The 26,157-nt window shown below is 69.5% G+C and carries 22 protein-coding genes, 1 tRNA gene, 1 other RNA gene and 2 pseudogenes; 14 read left to right on the forward strand and 12 right to left on the reverse strand.

All coding sequences use genetic code 11. From position 1 onward, the window contains the following. Positions 1–2: 2 nt before the first annotated feature. Positions 3–1,342, reverse strand: a pseudogene (gene glnA, locus MVF96_RS15290) (type I glutamate--ammonia ligase). Between the two features lie 326 nt (positions 1,343–1,668). Between glnA and panB the strand changes: the two are divergent. The 3 genes from panB (at position 1,669) to MVF96_RS15305 (ending at position 5,088) form a co-directional block, all read left to right on the forward strand. Then, complete coding sequence (gene panB, locus MVF96_RS15295; protein WP_058253120.1) at positions 1,669–2,514, forward strand: 3-methyl-2-oxobutanoate hydroxymethyltransferase; 846 nt, start codon at positions 1,669–1,671, stop codon at positions 2,512–2,514. 29 nt (positions 2,515–2,543) lie between these two features. Continuing rightward, positions 2,544–3,527, forward strand: a complete 984-nt coding sequence (gene pip / locus MVF96_RS15300) for a prolyl aminopeptidase (RefSeq protein WP_247449568.1) — start codon at positions 2,544–2,546, stop codon at positions 3,525–3,527. 67 nt (positions 3,528–3,594) lie between these two features. After that, positions 3,595–5,088 (forward strand): CYTH and CHAD domain-containing protein, encoded by a 1,494-nt coding sequence (locus tag MVF96_RS15305; protein ID WP_247449570.1) that lies wholly within the window; start codon positions 3,595–3,597, stop codon positions 5,086–5,088. Between the two features lie 232 nt (positions 5,089–5,320). Here MVF96_RS15305 and MVF96_RS15310 read toward each other — a convergent pair. From MVF96_RS15310 to cobC, 6 genes and pseudogenes are all read right to left on the reverse strand, one after another. After that, positions 5,321–6,761, reverse strand: a pseudogene (locus MVF96_RS15310) (RNB domain-containing ribonuclease). Positions 6,762–6,787: 26 nt separating this feature from the next. Beyond that, positions 6,788–7,202: RNase P RNA component class A (rnpB, locus tag MVF96_RS15315), an RNA gene on the reverse strand. Positions 7,203–7,250: 48 nt separating this feature from the next. Continuing rightward, a complete protein-coding gene (locus MVF96_RS15320) occupies positions 7,251–7,943 on the reverse strand; it encodes a histidine phosphatase family protein (RefSeq protein WP_065630070.1) in 693 nt (230 codons plus the stop codon). Positions 7,944–7,947: 4 nt separating this feature from the next. Continuing rightward, the gene (locus MVF96_RS15325) at positions 7,948–8,685 is read right to left on the reverse strand and encodes a zinc ribbon domain-containing protein (protein WP_058253125.1); all 738 of its coding nucleotides are present in this window, start codon (positions 8,683–8,685) and stop codon (positions 7,948–7,950) included. Between the two features lie 81 nt (positions 8,686–8,766). Continuing rightward, positions 8,767–9,909: a Nif3-like dinuclear metal center hexameric protein gene (locus MVF96_RS15330; RefSeq protein ID WP_058253126.1), complete on the reverse strand. Its 1,143-nt coding sequence runs from the start codon at positions 9,907–9,909 to the stop codon at positions 8,767–8,769. Beyond that, positions 9,887–11,029: an Rv2231c family histidinol phosphate aminotransferase CobC gene (cobC, locus tag MVF96_RS15335; protein WP_247449572.1), complete on the reverse strand. Its 1,143-nt coding sequence runs from the start codon at positions 11,027–11,029 to the stop codon at positions 9,887–9,889. Before cobC ends, MVF96_RS15330 begins: the two co-directional genes overlap by 23 nt. Before the next feature lie 30 nt (positions 11,030–11,059). On the opposite strand from cobC, the gene MVF96_RS15340 reads away from it, so the two are divergent. Together MVF96_RS15340 and MVF96_RS15345 are read left to right on the forward strand one after the other, a co-directional pair. After that, on the forward strand, positions 11,060–11,746 hold the full coding sequence (locus tag MVF96_RS15340) for an HAD hydrolase-like protein (protein WP_058253146.1): 687 nt from the start codon (positions 11,060–11,062) through the stop codon (positions 11,744–11,746). A gap of 50 nt (positions 11,747–11,796) precedes the next feature. Further along, positions 11,797–12,276, forward strand: a complete 480-nt coding sequence (locus tag MVF96_RS15345) for a low molecular weight protein-tyrosine-phosphatase (RefSeq protein WP_058253128.1) — start codon at positions 11,797–11,799, stop codon at positions 12,274–12,276. 17 nt (positions 12,277–12,293) lie between these two features. On the opposite strand, the gene MVF96_RS15350 is transcribed toward MVF96_RS15345, so the two are convergent. Then, entirely contained in the window at positions 12,294–13,298 is a 1,005-nt protein-coding gene (locus MVF96_RS15350; protein ID WP_247449573.1) for a zinc-binding metallopeptidase family protein, read from the reverse strand. Between the two features lie 36 nt (positions 13,299–13,334). On the opposite strand from MVF96_RS15350, the gene MVF96_RS15355 reads away from it, so the two are divergent. Then, positions 13,335–14,318 (forward strand): SURF1 family cytochrome oxidase biogenesis protein, encoded by a 984-nt coding sequence (locus tag MVF96_RS15355; RefSeq protein WP_175401096.1) that lies wholly within the window; start codon positions 13,335–13,337, stop codon positions 14,316–14,318. Here the strand turns inward: MVF96_RS15355 and MVF96_RS15360 are convergent. Then, positions 14,296–15,300: a cobalamin biosynthesis protein gene (locus MVF96_RS15360; protein ID WP_058253130.1), complete on the reverse strand. Its 1,005-nt coding sequence runs from the start codon at positions 15,298–15,300 to the stop codon at positions 14,296–14,298. The genes MVF96_RS15355 and MVF96_RS15360 overlap by 23 nt on opposite strands. A gap of 122 nt (positions 15,301–15,422) precedes the next feature. On the opposite strand from MVF96_RS15360, the gene MVF96_RS15365 reads away from it, so the two are divergent. The 3 genes from MVF96_RS15365 to MVF96_RS24670 all read left to right on the forward strand — a co-directional run bounded on the left by MVF96_RS15365 (position 15,423) and on the right by MVF96_RS24670 (position 19,134). Next, entirely contained in the window at positions 15,423–16,232 is an 810-nt protein-coding gene (locus MVF96_RS15365; RefSeq protein WP_247449575.1) for a spermidine synthase, read from the forward strand. Between the two features lie 131 nt (positions 16,233–16,363). Beyond that, entirely contained in the window at positions 16,364–18,343 is a 1,980-nt protein-coding gene (locus MVF96_RS15370) for a protein kinase domain-containing protein (protein ID WP_247449577.1), read from the forward strand. 506 nt (positions 18,344–18,849) lie between these two features. Further along, the gene (locus MVF96_RS24670; protein WP_418930391.1) at positions 18,850–19,134 is read left to right on the forward strand and encodes an endonuclease domain-containing protein; all 285 of its coding nucleotides are present in this window, start codon (positions 18,850–18,852) and stop codon (positions 19,132–19,134) included. Positions 19,135–19,153: 19 nt separating this feature from the next. Here MVF96_RS24670 and MVF96_RS15380 read toward each other — a convergent pair whose 3' ends face one another. Further along, entirely contained in the window at positions 19,154–19,978 is an 825-nt protein-coding gene (locus tag MVF96_RS15380; RefSeq protein WP_247449578.1) for a maleylpyruvate isomerase family mycothiol-dependent enzyme, read from the reverse strand. A gap of 157 nt (positions 19,979–20,135) precedes the next feature. Between MVF96_RS15380 and MVF96_RS15385 the strand changes: the two genes are divergently transcribed. The 5 genes from MVF96_RS15385 (at position 20,136) to MVF96_RS15405 (ending at position 24,951) form a co-directional block, all read left to right on the forward strand. After that, positions 20,136–21,701: a serine/threonine-protein kinase gene (locus MVF96_RS15385; protein ID WP_247449580.1), complete on the forward strand. Its 1,566-nt coding sequence runs from the start codon at positions 20,136–20,138 to the stop codon at positions 21,699–21,701. Positions 21,702–21,771: 70 nt separating this feature from the next. Next, positions 21,772–22,755, forward strand: coding sequence for a helix-turn-helix transcriptional regulator (locus tag MVF96_RS15390; protein WP_065630075.1), 984 nt, complete (start codon positions 21,772–21,774; stop codon positions 22,753–22,755). A 102-nt stretch (positions 22,756–22,857) separates the two neighbouring features. After that, positions 22,858–23,949 (forward strand): NAD(P)H-binding protein, encoded by a 1,092-nt coding sequence (locus MVF96_RS15395; RefSeq protein WP_065630076.1) that lies wholly within the window; start codon positions 22,858–22,860, stop codon positions 23,947–23,949. A gap of 51 nt (positions 23,950–24,000) precedes the next feature. Further along, positions 24,001–24,708 (forward strand): type II CAAX endopeptidase family protein, encoded by a 708-nt coding sequence (locus MVF96_RS15400; protein ID WP_247449582.1) that lies wholly within the window; start codon positions 24,001–24,003, stop codon positions 24,706–24,708. A gap of 171 nt (positions 24,709–24,879) precedes the next feature. Then, a tRNA-Val gene (locus tag MVF96_RS15405) sits at positions 24,880–24,951 on the forward strand. Positions 24,952–25,007: 56 nt separating this feature from the next. Here MVF96_RS15405 and MVF96_RS15410 read toward each other — a convergent pair. Next, the gene (locus tag MVF96_RS15410) at positions 25,008–25,487 is read right to left on the reverse strand and encodes a hypothetical protein (RefSeq protein WP_247449584.1); all 480 of its coding nucleotides are present in this window, start codon (positions 25,485–25,487) and stop codon (positions 25,008–25,010) included. Beyond that, the gene (locus MVF96_RS15415; protein ID WP_247449586.1) at positions 25,480–26,142 is read right to left on the reverse strand and encodes an RNA polymerase sigma factor; all 663 of its coding nucleotides are present in this window, start codon (positions 26,140–26,142) and stop codon (positions 25,480–25,482) included. Before MVF96_RS15415 ends, MVF96_RS15410 begins: the two co-directional genes overlap by 8 nt. Positions 26,143–26,157: the final 15 nt, after the last annotated feature.

A 26,157-nucleotide genomic window follows, 5' to 3' on the forward strand; every position in this document is an offset into this window, starting at 1 on the left:
CCTTACAGCGGCAGGTAGTTCTGCAGCTCGAACGGGGTCACGAGGCTGCGGTAATTGGTCCATTCCGTCCACTTGTTGCGCAGGAAGTAGTCGAACACGTGCTCGCCGAGGGCCTCGGCGACCAGCTCCGAGTTCTCCATCTCCTTCAGCGCGTCGGCGAGGCTGCCGGGGAGTTCCTTGTAGCCCATCGCGCGACGCTCGGCCGAGGTGAGCGCCCAGACGTCGTCCTCGGCCTCGTCGGGCAGCTCGTAGTCCTCGTTGATGCCCTTGAGCCCGGCGGCCAGCAGCACCGCGAAGGTCAGGTACGGATTGCAGGCGGAGTCGGGGCTGCGGACCTCGATGCGGCGCGAGGACGCCTTGTTCGGCGTGTAGAGCGGGAGTCGGATCAGCGCCGAGCGGTTGGCGCCGCCCCAGGTGGCCGCGGTCGGCGCCTCACCACCGTGGATGAGCCGCTTGTAGCTGTTCACCCACTGGTTGGTGACCGCACTGATCTCCGAGGCGTGATGCAGGATGCCGGCGATGAACTTCTTTCCGGTGACCGAGAGCTGCATCGGGTCGTCGGGGTTGTGGAAGGCGTTGAGGTCGCCCTCGAACAGGCTGAGGTGGGTGTGCATCGCCGACCCGGGATGCTCACTGAACGGCTTGGGCATGAACGTCGCCCAGACGCCCTCGTTGATCGCGACCTCCTTGATGAGGTAGCGGAACGTCATGACGTTGTCGGCCATCGACAGCGCGTCGGCGTAGCGCAGGTCGATCTCCTGCTGACCGGGCGCGCCCTCGTGGTGGGAGAACTCGACCGAGATGCCCATCGACTCCAGGGCCTCGATGGCATGCCGCCGGAAGTTGGGCGCGGCGTCGTGGACGGCCTGGTCGAAGTACCCCCGGAGTCCGCGGGAGTCGGCACCGACCCGTCCAGGGGCGCCTCTTTGAGCAGGAAGAACTCGATCTCGGGGTGGACGTAGCAGCTGAAGCCGAGGTCGGCGGCCTTGTTGAGCTGCCGGCGCAGCACATGCCGTGAGTCGGCCCAACTGGGAGTGCCGTCGGGCATCGCGATGTCGCAGAACATCCGCGCGGAATGGTGCCGACCGGCCGAGGTGGTCCACGGCAGCACCTGGAAGGTCGACGGATCGGGCTTGGCCACGGTGTCGGCTTCCGAGACCCGGGAGAATCCCTCGATGGACGAGCCGTCGAAGCCGATACCCTCGGCGAACGCGCCCTCGAGTTCGGCCGGGGCGATCGCCACGGACTTCAGATAACCGAGGACGTCGGTGAACCACAGTCGGACGAAGCGGATGTCGCGCTCTTCGAGGGTCCGCAGCACGAATTCCTTTTGGCGATCCATGGTCGCCGACATTAGAAGTACGCTGTTAAATCCGTGTTACACGCGCAATTCCAACTCGCTGTGCTGCAGTTTTACGGACGGCATCCCACATCGTGAGACGTCCGACCAGTAGCTGGGACGCCGGGCCGGACACGAAATCCCAAGTGAACTGCCGACAGAGACGCACACGGCGATCTCGGACCCCTTTTCGCCTGTGACCAATTGCATAAAGGTGGCAGGTCACAACCGGTCGTCCTGGTGAAACAATGGCCTACGTCCGTGTTCAACCCGGGTACCCGCCGCGCCCTCTCCGGCCAGTCGGGACTCGAGGCAGAAAAGAGACAACGATGTCCGATTCCTCGGTATACGGCGCGTCCGCCCCCGCCCAGTCCGCCAAGCGACGCGTGACCCGCATCCACCACCTCGCGCAGATGAAGGCCGAGGGCGAGAAGTGGTCGATGCTCACCGCATACGACTACTCCTCCGCCCGCATCTTCGACGCCGCCGAGATCCCCGTCCTGCTGGTCGGCGACTCCGCCGCCAACGTCGTCCTGGGCTACGACACCACCATCCCGGTCACCGTCGACGAGATGATCCCGCTCATCCGCGCCGTCGTACGCGGCGCACCGCATGCACTGGTCGTCGCCGACATGCCGTTCGGCAGCTACGAGATCGGTCCGCAACACGCGCTCGAGAACGCGTTCCGGATCTTCAAGGAGACCGGTGCGCACGCGGTGAAGCTCGAGGGCGGCGAACGCGTCGCCCCGCAGATCGCGGCGCTGACCGCGGCCGGTATCCCGGTCATGGCCCACATCGGGTTCACCCCGCAGAGCGTCAACGGGCTCGGCGGATTCCGCGTCCAGGGCCGCGGGGACGGCGCCGATCAGCTCGTCGCCGACGCCATCGCCGTCCAGGAGGCGGGCGCCTTCGCCGTGGTGATGGAGATGGTGCCGGCCGATCTCGCCGGTCAGATCACCCGCAAGCTGACCATCCCGACCGTCGGCATCGGCGCGGGCAACGAGACCGACGCGCAGGTCCTCGTGTGGCAGGACATGGCCGGACTCACCCACGGCAAGACCGCGAAGTTCGTCAAGCGCTTCGCCGATGTCGGAGGCGAATTGCGCTCGGCCGCCGAGCAATACGCCGACGAGGTGCGCCGAGGAGTGTTCCCCGGCCCCGAACACAGCTACTGAGCCCGGGCGTCAGCACTACGCTGACGTCCATGCGGAACTTCTACCCGGAGATCGAGCCCTACGCCTCCGGCCATCTCGACGTCGGCGACGGCCAGCAGGTCTACTGGGAGACCTCCGGCAACCCAAACGGCAAACCCGCCGTGTTCGTGCACGGCGGGCCCGGGGGCGGGACGTCCCCGGCGCAGCGCCGGATCTTCGACCCGGCGAGGTACCGGATCGTCCTGTTCGACCAGCGCGGCTGCGGACAGTCCCGGCCCCACATCGCCGACGGCGCGGACCTCGCCGTGAACACGACACCCCACCTCATCGCCGACATGGAGCGCCTCCGTACTCATCTCGGGATCGACCGCTGGCAGGTCTTCGGCGGTTCCTGGGGTTCGACACTCGGCCTCGCCTACGCGCAAGCCCATCCCGACCGGGTCACCGAGCTGGTGCTGCGCGGCATCTTCCTGTTGCGGCGCAGCGAGATCGACTGGTACTACAACGGCGGGGCCGCCCACATCTACCCCGACCTGTGGGAGAGCTACCTCGAGCCCATCCCCGTCGACGAACGCGACGGGGACCTCGTCGCGGCCTATCACCGCCTGCTCACCTCCGGGGACGCCGCGACGGCCCGCGCCGCCGCCCGCGCCTGGACGGGTTGGGAGCAGGCGACCAGCTATCTCCTCCCCCGCCCCGACGAGGAGTCGGACGGTTCCTCGACGGACGACCCCCAGAAAAAGGACACCGACCGCTTCGACCTCGCCTTCGCATCGATCGAGAACCACTACTTCGTCAATCACGGATTCCTGCGCGACGGTCAGCTCCTCGACGAGATCGACACGATTGCCTCCATCCCCGGCGTGATCGTGCAGGGCCGCTACGACGTCGTGTGCCCGATGCGCAGCGCCTGGGACCTGCACCGCGCCTGGCCGGCTGCCGATCTCCGCATCGTCGCCGACGCCGGGCACGCGTCGTACGAGCCGGGTATCAGACATCACCTGATCGAGGCCACGGACCGGTTCGCGCGGTAGCCGACGCCAGTACTCCGCACGCACCACTAAGCTCGACGGACAGCCGTCGAGAAACCAGGAGGAACAGGTGGCCGCATCCGAGCAGGTCGAGGTGGAGCTGAAGTTCGACGTGGACGCCGGACACGTGGCCCCCGACCTGCGGGTGCTGCCCGGTGTCGTGTCGGCGACGACCCCGGAGACGTTCTCGCTCGACGCCACCTATTTCGACACCGAGAACCTCGACCTCGCCGGCAACAAGATCACCATGCGGCGGCGTACCGGCGGAAGCGACCAGGGCTGGCACCTCAAGCGCCCCACGGGCATTCCGGGAACCCGGCGAGAGCTGCACGTGGGCTTCGACGAGGCTCCCGCGGACGGCGACGTCCCCGACGCGCTGTCAACACCGGTTCTGGCCCACATCCGCGAACGCACCCTGATGCCGGTCGCCGTCATCTCCACGACGCGCACCGTGACCCGGTTGCTCGGCGCCGACGACGAGCCGCTCGCCGAACTCGCCGAGGACCTCGTCACTGCCCAGTCGCTCCTGCCCGGCGGTCACAGCCAGCAGTGGGCGGAGTGGGAGTTCGAGCTCCTCGCCGGTGGCACGCCGAAGCTCCTGAAGGCCGCCGACAAGGCGCTGCGTGCCGGGGGCGGCCGCGAGGCGTCGAGCGCGTCGAAACTCGCCCGTGCGATCGGCGCCACCCCGACCGTGCACGAACCGCGCCTGTCCAAGCGACCCACCGCACTCGAACTCGTCGTCACCGACATTGCGCTGCATCGCAATTCGCTGGTCGCCTACGATCCGCTGGTGCGCGTCGACGCCCCCGACGCGGTGCACCAGATGCGCGTGGCGTGCCGCCGCCTGCGCAGCGTGTTGTCGGGCTTCCCCACCGTCCTCGACGCCGGGCGCACCGCCCACATCGGCGCCGAGCTGAAGCTGCTCGCCCAGATCCTCGGCGATGCACGCGATTCAGAGGTGCAGCTCGAGTTGAGCGAATCACTGCTGCGTGGCGAGAACGCCTCGCCGGAGCTGCTCGCCGAGCTCGCCGGCACCGAGGTCACCGCCCACGATCGCGCCCTGCGCGCGGCACACGCCGCGATGTCGTCGAAGCGGTACTTCGCCCTGCTCGACAGCATCGACGGCCTGATCGCGTCGCCCCCACCGGGCCCCGACGCCGACCTCCCGGCGACCACGGTCGTCGACAAGGCGATCGCCCGCAGCCGCAAGCACATCCACCGCGCACAGGCTCGTCTCGCCGGCTTCGCCGAGGGTTCCGACGAGTGGGAAGAGCAGCTGCACACCATCCGCAAGCGGGCCAAGCGGCTGCGCTACAGCATCGACGCGACCGAACCGCTCGGGAAGAAGAAGTATCGCGAGATCGGCGTGGCGGCCAAGAAGATCCAGTCCGCGCTGGGCGATTTCAACGACACCCGGATCAACCGGACGCGACTCGCACAGATCGCCTCGGCCGGCACCCTCGGCGGCCCCGACATGTTCGTACTCGGCCGAATCGACGCCCGACTCGAGGCCGACGGGCACCGCGCGATCGCCGCGTACCGCCGAGTCGCCAAGGAACTCTGACCAACCGGCCGCTGGTTGAGCCGGCACCGAGCGAAGCGGGCCGCCCCCCTGCTGGTTGAGCCGGCACCGAGCGGAGCGGGCCGTCCCCCTGCTGGTTGAGTCGGCACCGAGCGAAGCGGGCCGCCCCCCTGCTGGTTGAGCCGGCACCGAGCGAAGCGAGGCGCCCCCCTGCTGGTTGAGCCGGCACCGAGCGGAGCGAGGCGCCGAGTCGAAGCCACTCCGCCACCACCGCTCACACCGGGCGGAACTCCACCGTCCGGGTCACTTCGTCAGCTTTGGTGAGTTCGACGACCACGCGGTCGCCGGGGCGTAGATCACCCGCGCAGCGCGCGATCACCGGCGGATCGGACAGGAAAATCTGCGCCTGCCTGCGCTCGGTCGCGCCCGACATCACGACCGCGTCGAACCGCTCACCCACCCGCTCACGCAAGATGACGGCTTCCGCCAGGTCGATGCTCGCGCGATCCGCGGTGGCGCCGAGAGTGTCGGCCGACCGCAGGATCTTGGGCAGCGTCGGCAACGCGCGGTGCACCCAGTCCGGTACCGGCGTACCGGATGCGATCGCCAGACACACCTCGGTGGCGAACCGGTCCCCGAGCCGCCGCAGGTGCGGTGACATGGGCATAGAGCCCACCGATCGCCGAATGCCGCATCAGCGCGTCATCGACGGGCTCGTCGGGTCCGGTGAGGGCGAGGTAATTGGCACCCCGCATGAGCCCGGCCGCGGCCGATTGCAGGGCGAGCGTGCTCGGCTCGCCACCCGGTAGCCCCGCCAGGAACCGGCCCACCGGCAAGCCGGCCGGCCACTGAACCCCGAGGGCCCGGGCAGCGGCACGCAGATCCTCGATCGCGTCCTCCTCGGCCGGCGGCAGGGTGCGCAGCAGCCCGACACCGGCCTCGGCCATGATCGTGCCCGCGCACATCCCGGCCAGCAGCGACACCTGCGAGTTCCACATGTCGGCGGGTGTGTGTGCCTCGAGATCAAGACGCCACCCGTCGGCCGTGCGGACGACCGTCTGGTCGGGCAGGTCGAGTTCGACCGCGCCCCGCGCCAGCGCGACCTCGCGTCGCAGTTCGCCGAATGCAGGCAGGGCGGCGATGGCGGGATGCAGCCGGCCGGCGGCGGCATCGGCCGAGACCCCGGCGTAGTCGAGGCGCGCGACCGAGGCGATGCGGGACCGCCGCACCCGGACATCGGTCACCGATCCGTCGCCGGCCACCCGGATGGTCCACAGCACACACAGTCTGACCTGCTCCGGCAGAAGGGAACCCGCGCCCTCGGACAGTGCGCGAGGGTGCAACGGGACCGACCCGTCCGGGAAGTACACGGTCGCGCCGCGTCGCCGGCTCTCCTGGTCGAGAGCACCTTCGGGGGTGATCAGGGCCGCGACATCGGCGATCGCGTAGTCGACGACGAACCCGTCGCCGTCGGCGGTGAGGTGCACCGCCTGGTCGAGATCTCGGGAGGTCGGCGGGTCGATCGTGACGAAGGGGACGCCGGTGTGGTCCTCGCGGACGTCGGCGTACCGGTCGGCACCCGGAGCGCCGGAGTCGATCATCTGCGCGGTGGCCCGGGCTTCGGCGAGGGCATCGTCGCCGTACTCCTCGTCGACGCCCAGTTCGGTGCGTATGCCGGCGAAGTCGATGTCGGGGGCGGAGAGGATGCGCTTCACTCCCCCAACCCTAGAGAAGAGTGAGGCGAACGAGTCGGCACGTAAGCCGGATCCTGTTCCCGCACGGTCGTGAGACCGCGTGGGCGGCGACCATCCATCTGGGCACACCGTCGCCGGGTACCTCGAGCGGCCCACCCGCGGGCTGGGGCGAGCAGCCCTCGTGACGCCCGCGCACACGCACCGTGAGGTGCGTGCTTCGGCCTTGCTCCGGGTGGGGTTTACCGAGCCGGCACGGTCACCCGTGCCGCTGGTGCGCTCTTACCGCACCGTTTCACCCTTACCGACCTCGCGGCCGGCGGTCTGTTCTCTGTGGCACTGTCCCGCGGGTCACCCCGGGTTGCCGTTGACAACCACCCTGCTCTGCGGAGTCCGGACTTTCCTCGATGCGCGGCGTGGCGGGAGACCGCCCGTTCCGCGCACCGCGGCCGCCCGGCCGACTCGTTCGCGCACTCAGGATACGCCCGGGGCGACGGCACAAAACATCCGCGGTCAGACGCGCCAGTGCGCGGCGTCGTTGACGAGCCGCACAACGGAGCCGCCGTCGTCGAAGTACTCGGCGATCGACACCGACGCGAGGTCGAGGTGCAGCCGGAACAGCAGTTCGGGTCCGACGCCGAGCGCGTCCTGCAGCAGCGTCTTGATGGGCGTGACATGCGAGACCAGCACCACGGTCTGACCCGGATACCTCTCCAGCAGTTCGGCTTTCGTCCGCGAAATGCGTTCGGCGACCTGCGCGAAGCTCTCCCCGCCGGGCGCGGGCACGGTGATGTCGGACAGCCACGCGCGGTGCAGATCCGGGTCACGCTGCGACGCCTCGGTGAACGTCAGACCCTCCCAGTCACCGAAGTCGTTCTCGATCAGCCCGGGATGTTCGACGACGTCGATCCCGGTCAGGGCGGCGACCTCCTCGGCCGTCGACCGTGCACGCCGCAGCGGCGAGGTCACGATCGCGGCGATCCCCTCCTCGCGCACCACGCGCGCGGCGGCGGCGCGGGCCTGGCGTCGGCCCTCGTCGGTGAGGTCGGGATTGCCCCGCCCGGAGTAGCGCCGCTCCACCGACAGCGGCGTCTGGCCGTGCCGGAGCAGGATCAACCGGGTCGGATCGCTGCGCCGACCCTGCCACGACGGCGCCTTGGTCGCCGAATCTCCCTCGGGGACAGACTCTTCGGCGGTCGCGGTCACGAATCTAGATCCCGGACTCGGCGGTGCGCACGAGGATCGCGCCGCACTCTTCGCACCGGATCACCTCGTCGGACTGTGCCGCGGCGATGGTGGCGATGGTCCCGCGGTCGAGTTCCATCCGGCAGGCACCGCATCGGCGTGCCCGCAGCAGGCCGGCGCCGATGCGGCCGCCGGCGCGTTGCTTGTCGTACATCGCGAGCAGCGGCGCATCGATCTCGGCTTCGAGGGTCTCGCGGCGCTCCCGCGCGCGCGACAGGTCCTCGTCGATGGTCTCGAGCGACTTGTCGCGCCGGACCTGCGCTTCGGCGACCTTCTCTTCGAGGTGGCTGATGGTCGCCGCGGCCCGGGTGCGTTCGGACTCGACGGCCTCCTGCTGCTCCATCAGCGACAGCATCTCGTCCTCGAGCACCGCTCGCCGACGACCCAGGCCCGCGAGCTCGTGTTGCAACTCCGACAACGCTTTCGGCGCCAGGCCACCGGCGGTCAACAGGGCCGAGTCCTTGGCCTCACGGTTGGCCATACCGGTCACCTCGGAGTCGATCCGGCGGTACTCGCGTCCGAGGTCCTCGGCGGCGATCTCCGCGCGCACCAGATCGTCACGGGCGGCATCGATCGCGGAATTGTGTTCGGCGATCTCGGCGTCCTCCGGCAGGGTCTTGCGGCGATGAACGAGACGATTGATCTCGGCATCGGAGTCCGCGAGATCGAGCAGCAGTCGCTGCACGGCGGCGTCGACTTTCATTGCGGTCTCCTCTTCGGCGAAAGTCCCCCCACCGTACGCGGGGGGCGCGCGAGAGCCGGCGGCGGCTCGGTTTCTCCCGAGTCAGCCCGCACTGTGCAGCGCGAACGGATCGGTCGGCGCCTCGAAGACGCTCACCGGCGTGCCCAATTCGGCCTCGAGCAGCGCCTCGACCTGCGCACACCACGGGAACTCGGTCGCCCAGTGTCCGGCGTCGACCAGCGCCGGCCCGCCGTCGCGCAGACTCTCGTCGACCGGATGATGACGGAGATCACCGGTCAGGTAGACGTCGACGCCGAGACCGCGGACACGTCCGAGCAAGGAGTCGCCGGCCCCGCCGCACACCGCGACGGTCCGCACCAGCGCGTCCGGGTCTCCCGCGGCGCGGACACCCGCCGGGGTGCGCAACACCCGGGCGGCCTCGGCGACGAAGTCGCGCAACGTCATCGACTCGGTGAGCGACCCGACGCGGCCCAGCCCGACATCGCTGCCCAGGTCGGCCAGTTCGAACACGTCGAAGGCCGGCTCCTCGTACGGATGCGCGTCGCGCAAGGCGCGCAGGACGCCGGCCCGCAGTCCGCGCGAGGCGACCATCTCGACCCGCGCCTCGTCGACGTGGGTGCGCATCCCGATCTCGCCGATGGTCGGCGAGGCGTCCTCGCCGGCCTCGAACTGCCCGGTTCCGACGACCGTCCACGAGCAGTCCCGGTAGTCGCCGATCGCCCCCGCACCCGCGGCGAACATCGCCTCGCTGACCTGCTCGACGTTGCCCTCCGGCACCATCACGACCCACTTGTCCATCGCCGCAACCGGTTTCGGGTCGATGGGAACGGTGCCGCGCAACCCCAGCCGGTCGGCCAGCGCGTCGGAGACGCCGGGGCGCGCACTGTCGGCGTTGGTGTGTGCGCACAGCAGCGCGATCCCGTTGCGGATGAGCCGATGGACGATCCGGCCCTTGGGGGTGTCGGCGGCCACAGTGGTGACACCGCGCAGGAGGAGCGGGTGATGGGCGACGACGATCCCTGCGCCGGCCGCGACCGCGGCGTCGACCACCGCATCGGTGACGTCCACGCACACCAGCACGCCGCGCGCCGGGTCGGCCCGGTCGCCACACACCAGACCGACCGCATCCCACGATTCGGCGAGGGCGGGCGGATAAGCCCGCTCCACGACGTCGACCACGTCGCCCACCGTCACAGTCGCGTCAGACGCGTTCGCCGGTTCCACTGTCGATCTCCTCTCGTACCAACTCGATCGCCCGCGTGAGCGCGCGGACCTGCGGAAGTGCCCGGACGGCAAGACGAAGATGCGAGTCGCCGAGGCCGACGAAATTGGCGCAGCTGCGCACCGCGAATGCGTGGCGGATCAGCCGCTGCTTCACCTCGGTGGCGTGGGCCATCTCGACGAGCAGGAAGGGCGCCGCGGGCTCGGCCGCCACTCGGAGCCCGATCCGCGTCAGCTCGGCGACCATCTCGCTGCGCTCGTCGGCGACCCGCCGCGCGACCGCGGCGCAGTATCGCTGCCCCTGTTGCTCGACACAGGCGGTCAGCGCGGCCAGCGCGGGGGTCGACACGGCCCACGGTCGTCGGCCGGCGCGGAGTCGGTCGAGCAGGTCGACCGGCCCGAGCAGATAACCCGCGCGGAGTCCAGCGAGACCGAAAGTCTTTGTCACACTGCGGATCACGAGAAGGTCGGGCCAGTCGACCGAGGCGAGGGACTGGGGTTCGAGTGACCCGTCGGCGCCCAGGGTGAGGTCGGCGAAGGCCTCGTCGACGACGAGGATCCGTCCCGGCCTGCGCAATGCGGCGATGGCCTCGACCGGGTGCAGCACCGACGTCGGGTTCGTGGGATTGCCCAGGATGACGAGATCGGCGTCGTCCGGCACGGCGGTCCCGCTGTCTCCCGGACCGGGCAGCTCCCAGGGTGCGGCCAGCGCGACCTGCGTGATCGGGATGCCCGCGGCGCGGAGCACGACCTCCGGCTCGGTGAACGACGGTTGGATCAGGGCCGCGTGACGAACCCCCAGCCGCGGGAGCATCTCGAACCCGTCGGCGGCTCCGGAAAGCAGCAGCACTTCCTCGGGGCGACGGCCGTGTGCCGCGGCGATCGCGTCGACGGCTCGTCGCTCCTGCGCTCCGGTCGGATATCGCGCAAGATCGTCGAGTCCCGACCGGATGGCGTCGAGGACGAACGCGGGCGGTGTACCGCGGACGTTCACGGCGAAGTCGACGAGCCCCGGCGCGGCGTCCTGGTCGCCGTGACGTTCCGGGTCGGTCAGATCGGCGCGCGGCGGCGGTGTCCCGGCCGGACCGGTCCCGACGTCGAGCGCGTCGTACCCAACTGTCATGTGTTCAGACCTTACGTGCACGATGGAGACGTGACGACGACGCCGGATCCCCGCCATCCCGAAACCGTCCTACTCGTCGACCTCGACGGCACGGTCACCGACAGTTTCGCAGGTATCGAGAACAGCTTTCGGCATGCTCTCGCCGTGGTCGGGGCGCCCGAGCCCGATCCGCGCATCGTGGCCGGCATCGCCGGGCCGCCGATGATCGACACGCTGAATGCCCTGGGCCTCTCCCCCGAGACGGCCGACAAGGCGATGCGCGCGTACCGAGAGCGATACACCGAGGTCGGCTGGCTGGAGAACTCGGTGTTCGACGGGATGGCCGAGCTGCTCGCCGATCTGGCCGCCGGCGGCCGGACCCTGGCGATCGCGACGTCGAAGAACCAGACAACCGCGCGTCGGATCCTCGAGCACTTCGGTCTGGCCGGACACTTCCGCTGCATCGCCGGGGCCAGCGACGACGGTACCCGCCGCGAGAAAGCCGACGTGATCGCCTCCGCCCTCGCCGAACTCGGACTGCCCACCGACCCGCAGACCGGGCACGTCACCACTCCGGTCGTGATGATCGGCGACCGCAGCCATGACGTGCTGGGCGCGGCCGAATTCGGCATCTCAGCGATTCTCGTGCGGTGGGGTTACGCTCTGGGCGGGGAGGACCAGGGTGCGACCTGGGTGGTCGAGTCCGTGGCCGAACTCCGCGACGTCCTGGGTGCGTGACCTCGTACCCGACGACCGGCTGAGGCGCACATCGACTTGTTGAGGTAGCAGTGTCTGACGAACTTCACATCTGCTTCGTGTGTACGGGCAACATCTGCCGGTCACCGATGGCGCAGAACATCTTCCGAACGGCACTCGACGACGCCGGACTCGGCGGCAAGGTGCGTGTGTCCAGTTGCGGGACGAGCGGCTATCACATCGGTGAGCCGGCCGACAATCGCGCGCGAACCGAATTGGTCGCGCACGGCTACTCCGACGCACATGTCGCCGCGTTGATCGGACCTGAACATTTCGAGGCCGACCTCCTGCTCGCGATGGACGAGGGCCACGTGCGCGAACTCGAACGCAAACGTCTCGGCGACCGCACACGACTGCTGCGCTCGTTCGATCCGTCCGCGCCCGCCGACGACCTCGATCTCGCCGACCCGTACTACGGCACCCCCGACGACTTCGTGGTGACACGCGAACAGATCGAGGGTTCGATGCCGGGCCTGATCGACTGGGTGCGGGCCGAACTCGGGGTGTCCTGACTCCGGTCCGCGTCTCCTCAGGCCGCCGGCGCGATGAGATTGTGCACGAAGCGGATCTTGGTCAGAACCGTCTCGGGCAGCACGAACGGGTAGAGGTCGGGATGGCCCATCGACCGGTTGATCTGATTGAGCGCCCAGGTCAGCGGTAGCCACTCGTCGATGACCCGGTCGAATCCCACGTCCCCGGGCGGCACCCCGTCGAAGGTCGTGCCCGCGGGCGCCATGGCGAACGCCGCTGCGGTGTCGAGCGTGTCGCGGATGTGCAGGTAGTGCGCGAACGTCTCCGCGAAATCCTCCGCCGGGTGCATCGTCGCGTATGAGGACACGAAGTCCTGCCGCCAGCCCTCGGGAGCGCCCTCGCTGTAGTGGCGGTCGAGAGCCGCCTGATAGTCGTCGTCGGGGTTTCCGAACAGCTCCTCGAAGCCCGCTCGTCGCTCGTCGGTGATGAGGACGAGTTGGTAGTAGTGGCCGATCTCATGCCGGAAGTGCCCGAGGACGGTCCGGTACGGTTCGGCGAGTTCGACGCGCATCTGTTCGCGGTGGACGTCGTCCCCCTCGGCGAGGTCGAGGGTGATGACGCCGTCTGCATGACCGGTGATGACCGACTGCTTCGCACTGGAGAGCAGGTCGAAGGCCAGCCCGGACTCCGGGTTCTCCTCCCGGGTCTCGATGGGGAGCCCGAGTTCGTCGAGTTCCAGGATGAGGCGACGCTTGGCGGTCTCGGTCTGGCCGAAGATGACCAGCGCCTCGGGATCGTCGTCGCCGGGACGGGTACGGGTGAGGCGGCACGACTCACACATGGTCGGCTTGCCGCTCCACTTCACCAGCCAATTGCATTGCGCGACCTTGGTATTGGCACAGCGTTCGAGCAGCACGCCGTCCACCTCCACGCGCGCCTGGTCGTCGAGGACGTGGATGGTCCTGGTCTTCAGCCAGAAGCCGAGCGGGCTCCGGCAGTTCAGACACAGACTGTTCTCGAAGGAGAGACGCTGACCGCACTTCAAGCAGAGGAAGTCTCGCATTTCGATCAGGCTACCCCGCTCGGTAGCCTGGGCGGTGTGCACGTACTGCGAACGATCCTCCGGCCCGGGTGGATTGCCCTCGGTCTCGTGGTCGCGGCGTTCGCGGTGGCCTGCTTCACCCTGCTCGCGCCCTGGCAGCTGGGCAAGAACTCCGACACCGAACGCCGCAACGACCTGATCCGCACTGCCACGTCGATCGAGACGGCACCGTTGGCGGAGGTGGCGCCGTCGTCGACCTTCGTGCCGTCCTCGGAGTGGCGTTCGGTCGCGGTGACCGGGCGGTACCTGACGGACCGGCAGGCTCTCGTCCGGCTCCGCAACGTCGATCAGCGCCCCGCGGTGGAGGTGCTCACCCCGTTCGCGGTCAGCGGGTCCGACCGGGTCATCCTCGTCAACCGCGGTTTCGTCCGCCCGGTCGAGGGAGCGGTCCCCGACATCCCGGCCCCGCCCGTCGGCGAGCAAACCGTCGACGGCCGCATCCGGGCCGCCGAGAGCGTGAGCACCGACCGCGGCACACGCGTCGAGAACGGCGCACTGACCGTCGCGACCATCAACCCGGGGCTGGTGTCCGCGGCGACGTCCACCCCGATGGACGACTTCTACCTGCAGCTCTCCCCCGACCAGCCGGGCTCGCTCGGCGAGATCCCGCTGCCCCAGCTCGACACCGGCCCCTACCTGTCGTACGGCTTGCAGTGGCTCGCCTTCGGCGTAATGGCCCCCCTCGGCGTCGGCTACTTCCTCTACTCCGAGATCCGCGCCCGTCGCCGGGCTGCCGCTGCCGCGACCGAGACTTCGGCGACCGCGGCCGCCGGCACCGCCGTCGACCAGCCGTCCGACCCGGTCGCCGCCACCACGACCGTCGAGTCCCGCTCCCAGCGCCGGCAGCACCGTCGAGAGGAATTGCGGGCCGCCGCCGGGACGACGGTGACCCAGCAGGTCGGCGACATCGGCCATGGCCCGCGCGCCGGTGACGAATCCGGCGACGTCCGCGACAAGCTCACCCGGCGATACGGCGGCTGAGCCGCCTCGCCGCGGCTCCGACGCCCGGTCGTACCACGGCGACGACCGCGCAGGTGAGCACCGTCGCGCGTTGCACGCGCCGCGACAAGGCGACCGCAGCCCGGAGATCGGCCGGCCCCGGCGCCGGTCCGGAACCGAGCGTCGGACGCATCTCGACGCCGTACGGGTAGACGGTCCGACCGCCCAGCTGCACCCCCAGCGCCCCGGCGAACCCGGCTTCGACGACCCCCGCGTTCGGACTCGGGTGGGCACTGCTGTCCCGGCGCCACGCCGCGATCGTCCGCCGCGGGGCGCCGCCGATCACCACCAGCAGCGAACCCGCCAGCCGCGCGGGCAGCAGGTTCACGAGATCGTCGAGGCGCGCGGCCGCCCAGCCGAAGTTCCGGTAGCGCTCACTCCGATAGCCGACCATCGCATCGAGCGTGTTGACCGCCCGATACCCCAGCACTCCGGGGACACCCGCCAATGCACCCCACACCAGCGGACCGACGGTCGCATCGGAGGTGTTCTCGGCGATCGACTCGAGAGCTGCACGGCAGAGCCCCGCCTCGTCGAGTGACTCCGGGTCCCGGCCGCACAGGCTGGGAATGAGCGCTCGCGCACCCTCGAGGTCCTCGGCCTCCAACGCTTGCGCGACCGCATCGCCGACCCGACACAGCGACGTGCCGCCCAGCGCCACCCACGTCGACGCCGCGGTCACCGCGACGCCGACAACGCCTGCAGATCGCCGACCGGGCAACGCCGCGAGCGCCACCGTCGAACCGACCATCACCCCGACCAGCCCGACGCCCGCCGCCCGCGAGTCCCGGTACATACGCCGCTCGACCGCACCCGTCAGCCGTCCGAATCCGGCCACCGGGTGACCGCGCGACGGATCACCGAACAGCTCGTCGAGCACGAACCCGGCCACCAACCCCGCCGCGGTGACGTCACCACGACGGCGATCGGGGTGCGGACTACGGAAACGCGACGGTCTGGGCACCGCGCGATGGTATCCACCCGGGCTCGTGTGCCTCCGGCCCGCTCGCTTCGCTCCCGGCGCCGGCACCCATTCGGCCCGCTCGCTTCGCTCCCGGCGCCGGGCCCGTGCCACACTTGGCCCCCGTGGCCCGGACAACCGCACACCCGACACCCGGTCGGTACGACATCGACACCGGCGTCGCCGAGTTGAGCCCCGACACCATCGCGGGCGGGTGGCTGCTGACCATCAACGGGGCGCACAGCTCGCACATCCACCCCGACGACCCGACCGCGCTCGACTTCGACTACCTGCGGCAGATGGCGGCCGTCATCGACGAACGGCACCCGACGACCGATCGACTCCGGGTCCTGCATCTCGGTGGGGCGGCCTGCGCGCTGGCGCGCCACCTCGACCACCGCTACCCGGACGCCCGCCAGGTGGCCGTCGAGATCGACGCCGAACTCGCACGCCTCGTACGGGAGTGGTTCGACCTCCCGCGGGCGCCGAAACTCCGGATCCGGGTCTGCGATGCGCGGCAGGTCGTCGAGTCGCTGCAACCGGGCACCCGCGAGGTCGTCGTACGGGACGCGTTCGCCGGCGATCGCACCTCACGGCACCTCACGACGCGCGAATTCACCGAACGCGTCCGCGACGTTCTCGTCCCCGGCGGCCTGTATCTCGCCAACTGCGGCGACAGCCGGGACCTCGCCGGCGCCCGCGCCGAAGCCGCGACCGTCGGATCGGTGTTCGGCCATCTCGCGCTCATCGCCGACGCCGCGATGTTCAAAGGTCGACGCACCGGCAACATCGTGATCGCGGGCAGCGACACCCCGCTCGATCCGTCGGCCTCCCTCGTCCGCACCCTGCTCAGCGATCCGCTACCGGCGCAAATCCTCTCCGGTGACCGGGCCCGCGAGTTCGCCCGCGGCGAGGCCCTGACCGACGAGCCGTGAAGCACCGGGGTGGTCGCGCGGCCGCCCGCCGGACGCGGTGTCGTGACCCGGCTGCCGGCACACGCTGCACACCCGTTGTCGCCAATGGATAGGGTTGGGTTCGATCCCGACGCCGAGGAACCGAGGATGACGTGAGCGATCCATCGTCGCGTGCGGGTACGACGCTGGGTCCGTACCGCATCGACAGACTCCTGGGTCGTGGCGGGATGGGTGAGGTCTACGAGGCCTACGACACCGTCCGGGAACGCCGCGTCGCCCTGAAACTCCTGCCCCCACACCTGGTGCACGACAAGGACTTCCGCGAGCGCTTCGAGCGGGAGTCGAAGACCGCGGCGAAGCTCTCCGACCCGCACGTCATCCCGATCCACGACTGGGGCGAGAAGGACGGCGTCCTCTTCATCGACATGCGGCTCGTCGACGGGCAGGACCTGCGCAAGCTGCTCGCCGCCGGTCCGCTGCCCGCCGCCCGGGCGGTTGCGATCCTCGGCCAGGTGGCGTCGGCTCTCGACGCCGCGCACCGCAACGGCCTCGTCCACCGAGACATCAAGCCGGACAACATCCTCGTCGACGCCGACGACTTCGCCTACCTCGTCGACTTCGGCATCGCGCAGGGCGCAAGCGACAGCCGCCTCACCCAGATCGGGACCGCGCTCGGGACACTCGCCTACATGGCGCCGGAGCGGTTCGGCGACGACCCCGCCGGGCCGAGTTCGGACAACTACGCGTTGGCCTGCGTGTTGTACGAAAGTGTCACCGGTCAGACCCCGTATCCGGTGAAAACCGACCAGGGTCTGATGGCCGCGCACATCACCAAGGAACCGCCGACGATGGGCGGTCCGCTCGACCCGGTCATCGCGCGCGGACTCGCCAAGGATCCGGCGCAGCGCTATCCGACGGCGCGCGAACTGATCCGGGCCGCGGCGTCGGCGCTGACCGAACCGCCCGCGTCGTCGGCACCGCCGACGGTGACACCGCGCATCGTGACACCGCCCCCGATGGCCCCGCCCACCTACGCGCCCGGAGGGGCCGGCGCCGACGCGTTTCGCAAGCCCGGGAGTCCGGTCCCCTCGGATCGCACGGTCATCTCGCCCGGCACACCCGCGCCCGGACAGCCCGGCAGCGCCCCCGGGTTCGGGCCACCGCCGGGACAGTCCGGCCCGCAACGACATTCGGGTCCCCAGTCCTATTCGGGCCCCCAGTCGCATTCGGGCGCGCCGTCCTACCCGGGTCCCCAACGCTCGGGTCCCCAGTCCTATTCGGCTCCCCAGCGCTCCAGCCCGCAACAGTTCTCCGGCCCGCAACAGTTCGCGGGCCCGGGCCAGTGGGGCACCCCGACCGCCCCGCCGCGGAAATCGAACACCGGACGGAATGTGGCCATCGCGGTGGGTGCCGGGCTGGTCGTGATCGCGCTGGCGGTCACCGGCATCATCGTGGTCCTGGCCGGTTCGGGCGGCGGCGACCCGGCCCCGCCGAGCACGTCGACCAGCGCGATCCCGGCGGGCACCGTTGCGTGCGACTACCCGACACGGACCGCGGTCGGCGGCATCACCCAGCCCGCTCCCGCCCCGAGCCAGCCGAACACCGGAACGGTCGACGCGCAGATCCCCATTGCCGGCCAGGGCACGATCGACCTGACGCTCGACCGTGCCGAGGCGCCCTGCAACGTGGGGGCGATGGTGTCGTTGATCGAGTCCGGTTTCTACGACAACAGCAAGTGTCACCGCGCGTCGCGGCAGTACCTGATCTGCGGCTCGTCCGGCGGCCGGGAGGGCACCAACCCGGGCTGGACCAGCCCGGACGAGCTGCCCGAGAACCTGCCGTCGGCGGGCACCGACGACGACGGCGTACCACAGGTCACCTATCCGCGCGGCACCGTCGGCATCCTCGATCTGCCAGACGACGAAGGCGCGACCGGCTCGACGACGTTCTTCCTGCTCGCCGACGACACCGACCTCCCGCTGACCTACTCGACCGTCGGCACCATCGACCCGTCCGGACTCGCCGTCCTCGACAAGGTCCTGGCAGGCGGTTTCACCCCGAATGCCCCGGGTGCGGCGTCGGGCCCGCCGAAGCAGAACCTGCTGATCCAAAAAGCGACCGTCGGCGGGTGACCCGCGGAGTCCATGTGGATCCAGTTGCGGTTTGTCCCGGCAACCGGGACAAACCGCAACCGGAATTCTGGGCCATCACCGATCGGCGCGCGCACAGGCACGGATCGCGGTGCTCTCCGTGAGCTCGACGCCGCGTTGGGTGGGGTTGCCGCCGCTTGGTGGTTGGGCCTCCACCCGAAAGAACCTCGAAAACACCTCGTGGCCACCGGTTCTCACAGAGCGCATACGCGCTCGTCAGCGACTGCGGTGGTCCGGCACCGCCGCTTGACGACGCCGACGTCACCACGCACGCCGACCTCAGGGTCACCGCAGCGGCGCTCACCGCCCTCGACGCCTCCGCCGAACTCGGAATCACTGTCCCCGATTCGGCTCTTCTCTCCGGCACGGTGAAACTCACCGACCTATAGGCCGCACACTCGCGCCACCCCGGGCGGCATGGTTCTCCGGCCATCACTCAGTACTTGCGACTCCTCGGCGACGGCACGCGATCGGAGGCGGAGCGAATCGTGGCCACGTTGTTTCGCGAGTCGGGCATAGTGAGCTGGACACCGAACGTGAGCGCCGAGGGATACGTCATCGACATGGCCTTCACCCGGGAGAAGCTGGCTGTCGAAATCGACGGATTCGCCTACCACCGCGATGTCACGACGTTTCAGCCAGACCGGACAAAGCGCAATGCGCTCATCGCCGCGGGCTGGACCGTCCTGAACTTCACCTGGGCCGACATCGTCGAACGCGGCGATCAGGTGGTGACCACGGTGAGAAATGCGTTCAGCCGTTCGGCCGCCTGAGCCGCAAAGGGCCACCCGACTAGATCACGTAGTTCATCCGGCTCAGGATCGCTTGTCCGAGAGCCTGATCGCCGTGCAACTCCACCGCGGACGGATCGGCATCCCGTCGGCCACCGGCGTACCGCGCAAGATTCATCGCATCCAGCCGGATACGCACGTCGGCAGCGTCGTCGCCGCCGTCGAACTCGTCGACGACACCTGCCCGGTCCCCGACGGCGATTCGCACGGTCCGCGGAGACACCCCGGTGATGTCGAAGAGGACGGTGCTGCCCTTCGGTGCATCGGCTCGCTTCCCGACGACGAAGGGCAACGACGCGCCGATCTCGTCGAGTGCGAACGACGCCGGGCCCGGCTCTGCCACGGCGGAACGATCGGTGCCGTCACGCAGGTCGATCTCGTGCACCCAACAGTCGAAGATCCGAATCCGCATGAATCGCCCATACGTGTCCGGCCCGGCGGGCGTCATCGCCTCGGCATCGAAGTCGTTCTGCGACATGGATTTCAACGCCTCGGTCCGGACGCCGATGATCTCGTCGAGGGCGGCAACCACCTCAGCACGCGGCTTCGGGCGGTAATGGTCGACCCACTTCTCGTTCAGTTCGCCGATCGGGTTACGGACGTGGTCGAGGGCGCTGACCGTACGGGTGGCCTCGACGTCGCGGCCGTCGAGCATGCTCTCGGTCCCGACGATGTGGGCGACGATGTCGGCATTGGTCCAGCCGGGCAGAACCGACGGCGCCGACCACGCATCGTCGTCGAGCGCGCGGGCCAGGTCGCCGATCACGCCCCACTGCGCGATCAGAGCCTCGGTCACCTCGTCGATCGGCAGGATCGTCGTCGCCATCGTTCCTCCTCGGGTCTGGATCGGCGATCAGGGTCGCCGGCGGGTCACTCGGTTCAACCGTATCGGGGACCGATCTGCGGATCCCGGGACCCGCCGAACGGAGGACACTGCGCGGTGTCGGCCCCGGCGAACGACCCGGGCACCTACGCTTGTCCGCGTGTCTGCATCCGTGCGCGCCGGCGACCGGCTCGGTCCGTACCTCATCGACGGGTTGATCGGCCGGGGCGGAATGGGCGAGGTGTACCGCGCGACCGACACCCGCAAGGACCGGGTCGTCGCCCTGAAGCTGCTCAGCCCGCAGGTCGCCGACGACCCGGCCTTCCGTGACCGGTTCCACCGCGAGTCGCGTGTCGCCGCCCGCCTCAACGATCCACACGTCATCCCGATCCACGACTGGGGAGAGATCGACGGGCGCCTGTTCATCGACATGCGCCTGGTCGACGGCCGCGACCTACGCACCCTGCTCCTGCAGGACGGACCCCTGCCGGCTGAACGCGCGCTGCGGATCGTCGGTCAAATCGGTGACGCCCTCGATGCAGCGCATCGATCCGGCCTCGTCCACCGCGACGTCAAACCCGACAACATTCTCGTCGACGATCGCGACTTCGCGTACCTCGTGGATTTCGGTCTCGCACAGGCGGACACCGACACACGGTTCACGAGCACCGGCACCGCAGTCGGTTCCTTCGGCTACATGGCGCCGGAGCGGTTCGGCGACGATGCCGTGGGGCCGCCCGCCGACATCTACGCGCTGGCGTGCGTGCTGTTCGAATGTCTCGCCGGAGTGCACCCGTTCGCCTCGGCGACCACCATCGAGCGGTTGATCGCCGCCCACCTCACCGCCCCGCCGCCGCGCCTCGGTGCCGCGATCGATCACGTCATCGCCCGCGGGATGGCGAAAGATCCGTCGCAGCGCCAGCTCTCGGCGGCGGCGCTGGTCGCCGACGCCGGCGGTGCCCTGCGGTCGGAGCCTCTCGGTGGCGCGCCGACGATCGTCCCGGCCGGAACCCCCACCGTCGTGCCCGCCACCCCGTCGGCATCGACACCCGCCGCTCCAGCCGGGCCGTGGGACGCCACCCGGGCCGCGGTCTGGACCACACCGCCCCGCCGCCGGTCACCTCTCGTTCCCATCGTCGTGGCGACGTCCGTCGTGCTGCTGATCTGCGCCGGCGTCGTCGCCTGGGCGATCGTCACGACCGAGCGGGACAACCCGGCGACCACAGCCGCCGACGCATCCGCAGTGTCCACGACCACCGAGGCGGCGCCCCAGCCAACGACGCCGACGCCGGCCGAACCGACGCCCCTTCCCGGACCGACTTCGCAACCGGGCCCCGCGTCGCAGCCGGGTCCGGCACCCCGGCCGTCGGCGAGTCCTCAACCCGCAATCGTCCCCGGCGATCTCGGTCTCACCGTGCCGATGACCCGGCCGGCGTGCGACGGCACGGGGATCGTCGTGGTCGCCAACGCGACCGCACCCGGGAACTACCCCGGCGAGGTGCAGTCCTATTTGAACCAGTACCCGGGTGCGAGCTACTTGCGCACAGATCAGTCGTGTCCGTCGCTGAAGCAGGTGAGCGATGACGGCACTCCGATCTATGCGGTCTACTACGTCGCGGGCCGCACTCTCGAGGACATCTGCACGATGCGCAACCAGATCGGCGGCCTTGCATACGGCCGCTGGCTCGACTACACCACCGACCCGGAATCGCAGATCACCTGCTGACCGCGCCCCTACAGGGACGACGCGACGAACAAGGACCGGACCTGTCCGCATCGTCGGGCAGGATGGGCACATGTTGGAAACCTCCGCGCGGTTGCTCGCGTTGCTGTCGCTACTGCAGACACGACGCGAGTGGTCGGGCCCCGAACTCGCCGAGCGCCTCGACATCACCACCCGCACCGTGCGGCGCGACATCGACAAACTGCGCGAGCTGGGCTACCCGGTGGACGCCAACGTCGGCTCGCGCGGTGGCTATCGGCTGGGCGCCGGCGCGGAGATGCCGCCGCTGCTGCTCGACGACCAGGAGGTCCTCGCGGTCGCTCTGGGGCTCGACGCGGTGACGACCGGTGCGGTCGCCGACATGGCGGAGGCCTCGGCGGGCGCGCTCGCGAAGCTGCGTCAGGTCATGCCGTCGAGGCTGCGCCACCGACTCGACGCCCTGCGGATCGAGGCCGTGCCCCGTACCGCGCCGGCGAGCGCGGTGTCCGCCGACCGGCTCACCGAGATCGCGACCGCATGCCATCGGAACGAGCGGCTGCGGTTCGACTATCGGCGCAACGACGGGGAGGAGAGCCGACGCGAGATCGAACCCTATCGACTCGTCCGCAACGGGAACCGTTGGTATCTGGTCGGTTTCGACATCCAACGCGGCGCCTGGCGGTCGTTCCGGGTCGACCGGATGGAACCGAAGGTGCCGACCGGACCGCGTTTCACCCCGCGCGAACCACCCGAGGGCGGCGCGGCGGCGTTCGTACTGCGCGGTCTCGGGTCCGTCTACCGACGCGTCACGGCGCGGGTGCGTATCCACGCCTCGCTCGACGCGGTGTCGGCGATGGTCCACGAATCGTGGGGTGCACTCGAGTCCGGCGACGAGCACAGTTGCGAGATCACGCTGTACAGCACGTCGCTCGCGGAGATCGCTCGCTGGCTGTACGCCTTCGGCGCGGATTTCACCGTGATCGAACCGGTTGAACTCCGGGCCGAGTTGGTGGCCGCCGCGGAGTACCACGACCGGGTCGCCGAACGGTACCGACGGGCAGTCGTCGCGCAACCGTGACCGTCACCGACGCCGTTACCCGACCGTGACATCGGCACCGTGTCTGTCACATGGACGCTCCCGAGCCGACCGACTCCGCCGATTTTCTCTACCGTCGGTGTCATGCGACTTCTCATCACTGGCGCCACGGGGTACGTCGGTTCCCGCTTGGTGTGCGCACTGCTCAAGCAGGGACACGACGTGGTCGTCACGTCACGGGACACCCGGAAGCTGGCCAAGTTCGGTTGGTCGGACCAAGTCAGCATGGTGACCATGGACGCCGACGACCCGGCGTCGGTCAGGAGCGCGATGTCGGACGCCGGGCAGATCGACGCGATCTACTACCTCGTCCACGCCATCGGCCAGGCCGACTTCGCGAACGGCGACCGCGACGCCGCACGCAACGTCGCCGAAGCCGCGCGTGACGCCGGAGTGGGACGGATCATCTATCTCGGCGGTTTCGTGCCGTCGGACGACAAACTGTCCACCCATCTGCAGAGCCGCGCCGACGTCGCCGACGGACTGGTGGTCGACGGCGGGCCCGAACTGGTGTGGCTGCGCGCCGCAGTGGTCATCGGCGCGGGTTCGACGTCGTTCGAGATCATTCGCTACATGGCCGACCGACTGCCGGTGATCCCCGAACCCGAATGGATCACCAACGAGATGGATCCCATCTCCATCCGCGACGCGGTCCACTACCTGGCCGCGGCGTGCGACTCGTCGGTCCTACCCGCCGGGAACTACGACATCTCCGGCCCCGACAGCGCACGCTACATCTCGATCCTGCACGAGTACGTGTCGGCGATCCGGATGCCGAGGCTGCGGCTACCGGTCTTCGGGATCTCGACCCGGCTCGCCGGGCGCGTCGGCGGCATGCTCGTGCCGGTCCCGGCGTCGCTCACCGAGGAGCTCGTCACCTCCCTCGACCACCCGATGACGGCGTCCGAGCACCGCATCCGCGATCTCGTCCCGCCGCCGGCGGGCGGACTGACACCGATGCGCGAGGCCGTCCACGCATCCGTGCGGTCGCCGTATCCCCGCTCGGTGTGCGACCTCGACGACCTCCACCACCTCGCCGACACCGACCCGGCCTGGGCCGGCGGCGACTGGTTGCGGGTCAAGCGCAGCGTCGTCGAGACGATCGGCACGTCCCTCGGAGTGGCGACGAAGGTCGTCGGAGTCCTCCGACCGGGTCGCGCCGATGTAGCGTCGTGACCGGTGACCATTGATCGACCGACTTCCTGACCGATCGAACTAGGTGGTGATGTGCTGGTGACCTCACTGGCGCGCGACCTGTACGACTCCGTCGCCGCGGACCGCGACCCCGATCCCGGCGCCCACTACATCCGACGACGCTGGCTGGTCGGCGTCTTCCTCGTCATCGGTGCGGTGGTTCTCGGCATCTCCCTACGGGTGGAGCCAGGTGACGCCGCGTTCTACCCGCTGACCATCGGGCTGGCGGCGGTGTGGATCGTCGGTGCGTTCGTCTCCGGACCGCTGCGGCTCGGTGCCTTCAGCCCCACCCCCTCGCGCCCGCCCGACCGGATCGGGGCGATCGGACTCGGCGTCGTCGTCGGCCTGGCCGTGGGCGGCGCGTTCGTGGTCGGTGGCCTGGTGGCACGGATCATCCCCGGCGTCAGCGACCTCGCCAACCAGGTGCTGGCCTTCGCCGACTTCGGCAGCCTCGCCGTGGTCACCGCGATCACGATGCTCAACGGCCTCGCCGAGGAGCTGTTCTTCCGCGGCTCGGTCTACTCGGCGGCCCGCCCGCACAATCCGATCCTCGTGTCGACGGTCATTTACGTGCTGGTCACCATGGCCAGCGGCAACGTTATGCTCGGCTTCGCCGGCGCGGTCCTCGGCACCGTCTGCGCCATCCTCCGACGCAGTACCGCCGGCGTCCTGGCCCCTGCGATCACCCACGTGATCTGGGGCGCGGTGATGGTCCTGGCCCTCCCGCCCGTCTTCGCCTGACCCTCTGCTCCCCGATCCGCGAGAAGCAACCGCCATTGCTCCCTGAGGTGCGAGGAGCGAAAGCGACGAGCCTCGAAGGGCTGGCGACCCGACCACCCAGACCCGGTTTGAGCGACCGGCATCGGAGCGACTAAATTCGTGTGCGCAGCGCCACGTTCGTCAGCGCGGCACGCGCGTATAGCTCAGCGGTAGAGCTCTGGTCTTACACACCAGCGGTCAGGGGTTCGAATCCCTTTGCGCGCACTCCCCGATCTCGTAGCCCCAACCCGCGCCGAGCTCCGCTCCAAGCCCTGAAATCGCTACCGGCTCAGCCACTCTCGGGTGTACACGTCCTGCCAGCGCACCGAGATGTTGCGTCGGGCGGCGGCGCTGCTCTCGCCCCCTAGGGTGTCGAGCAGCACGTCGTCGACGATGTCGCGCACCTCGTCGGAGAGCGCGGGCAGGTCGTCGGCGTAGCGGGCGATCAGGCCGACGCGCACGCCGTCGACGGTGTCACCAGGGCCGTCGACCGACACGAAGACCGTCAGGCGGCCGAGTTCGCGTCGGGTACGCACGGCGATGAGTTGTTTGACGACGCGGTCACTCGTGTTGACGCGCAGTTCGTCGGTCGCCAGGGTCCGGGCCGGCCGCCGAATCCGTTGCAGGCTGCCCGAGATCGAGGTGATCAGCCGATCGACGTCACCGATGGGTTCGTCGGCGGCGATCTGCTGTGTCGCCTCGACGAGCCAGGCGTCGGCGACGTCGGTGGCCTCGAAGTCGCGTCCGTGCTTGTCAGGCACCGACCTCGCCTCCCTCCGCGTCGTCGACGGTCTCCGTCGGTGTGATTCTCGGTTTATCAGGGTTCCACGGCGCCAAACGGGTCAACAGGAACTTCCGGCTCCGTTGGAGATGACCGCGCACCGATCCCGTGGTGATGCGCAACACCTGTCCGATTTCCTCGAGCGTAAGCCCCTCGACTTCCTTCAGCCACCACGCGGCGCGCGAATTGGCGGGGAGGTTGTCCAGTTCGGCGCGCAGCGCATCCATGAGCAGACTCCGTTCGGCCATGTCGGAGGGCAGCGGTCCGGCGGCCTCGAGTTCGGCGAACCGCTCGTCGTCGAACGGGACGTCGCGTCGGCGGCGGTGGTGGTCCACCGCCTTGCGGTGCGCGATGGCGAACATCCAGGTGCGGAAGCTGCTCCGGAAAGCGAAGTCGGGCAGCCCCTTCCACGCGTCGAGCAAAGTCTCCTGCGTGAGGTCCTCGGCGGTCTGCTGACCGTCGACCATCCGCAGCATGTATCGCAGCAGACCCGGGGTCACGCGCCGGACGAGCACGTCGAACGCCTCGGTGTCGCCGACGGCCGCCGCGCCTGCGAGTTCGTCATCACCGAGCTGGGAGAGGTCGAGTCCAACTAGGTCGGGCGGCTCCCTGTGAGCTGAATCACCGATATTCATGCGTGCACCTCCCCC

The organism is Gordonia hongkongensis, assembly GCF_023078355.1.
Taxonomy (GTDB): domain Bacteria; phylum Actinomycetota; class Actinomycetes; order Mycobacteriales; family Mycobacteriaceae; genus Gordonia; species Gordonia hongkongensis.

Excerpts from the sequence above, each read along its gene's own strand:
- MVF96_RS15325 (WP_058253125.1), bottom strand. The coding sequence starts at position 8,685 with ATGAAAGTCGACGCCGCCGTGCAGCGACTGCTGCTCGATCTCGCGGAC.
- MVF96_RS15395 (WP_065630076.1), top strand. The coding sequence starts at position 22,858 with ATGCGACTTCTCATCACTGGCGCCACGGGGTACGTCGGTTCCCGCTTG.
- cobC (WP_247449572.1), bottom strand. The coding sequence starts at position 11,029 with ATGACAGTTGGGTACGACGCGCTCGACGTCGGGACCGGTCCGGCCGGG.
- MVF96_RS15350 (WP_247449573.1), bottom strand. The coding sequence starts at position 13,298 with ATGCGAGACTTCCTCTGCTTGAAGTGCGGTCAGCGTCTCTCCTTCGAG.
- MVF96_RS15390 (WP_065630075.1), top strand. The coding sequence starts at position 21,772 with ATGTTGGAAACCTCCGCGCGGTTGCTCGCGTTGCTGTCGCTACTGCAG.
- pip (WP_247449568.1), top strand. The coding sequence starts at position 2,544 with ATGCGGAACTTCTACCCGGAGATCGAGCCCTACGCCTCCGGCCATCTC.
- MVF96_RS15380 (WP_247449578.1), bottom strand. The coding sequence starts at position 19,978 with ATGGCGACGACGATCCTGCCGATCGACGAGGTGACCGAGGCTCTGATC.
- MVF96_RS15415 (WP_247449586.1), bottom strand. The coding sequence starts at position 26,142 with ATGAATATCGGTGATTCAGCTCACAGGGAGCCGCCCGACCTAGTTGGA.
- panB (WP_058253120.1), top strand. The coding sequence starts at position 1,669 with ATGTCCGATTCCTCGGTATACGGCGCGTCCGCCCCCGCCCAGTCCGCC.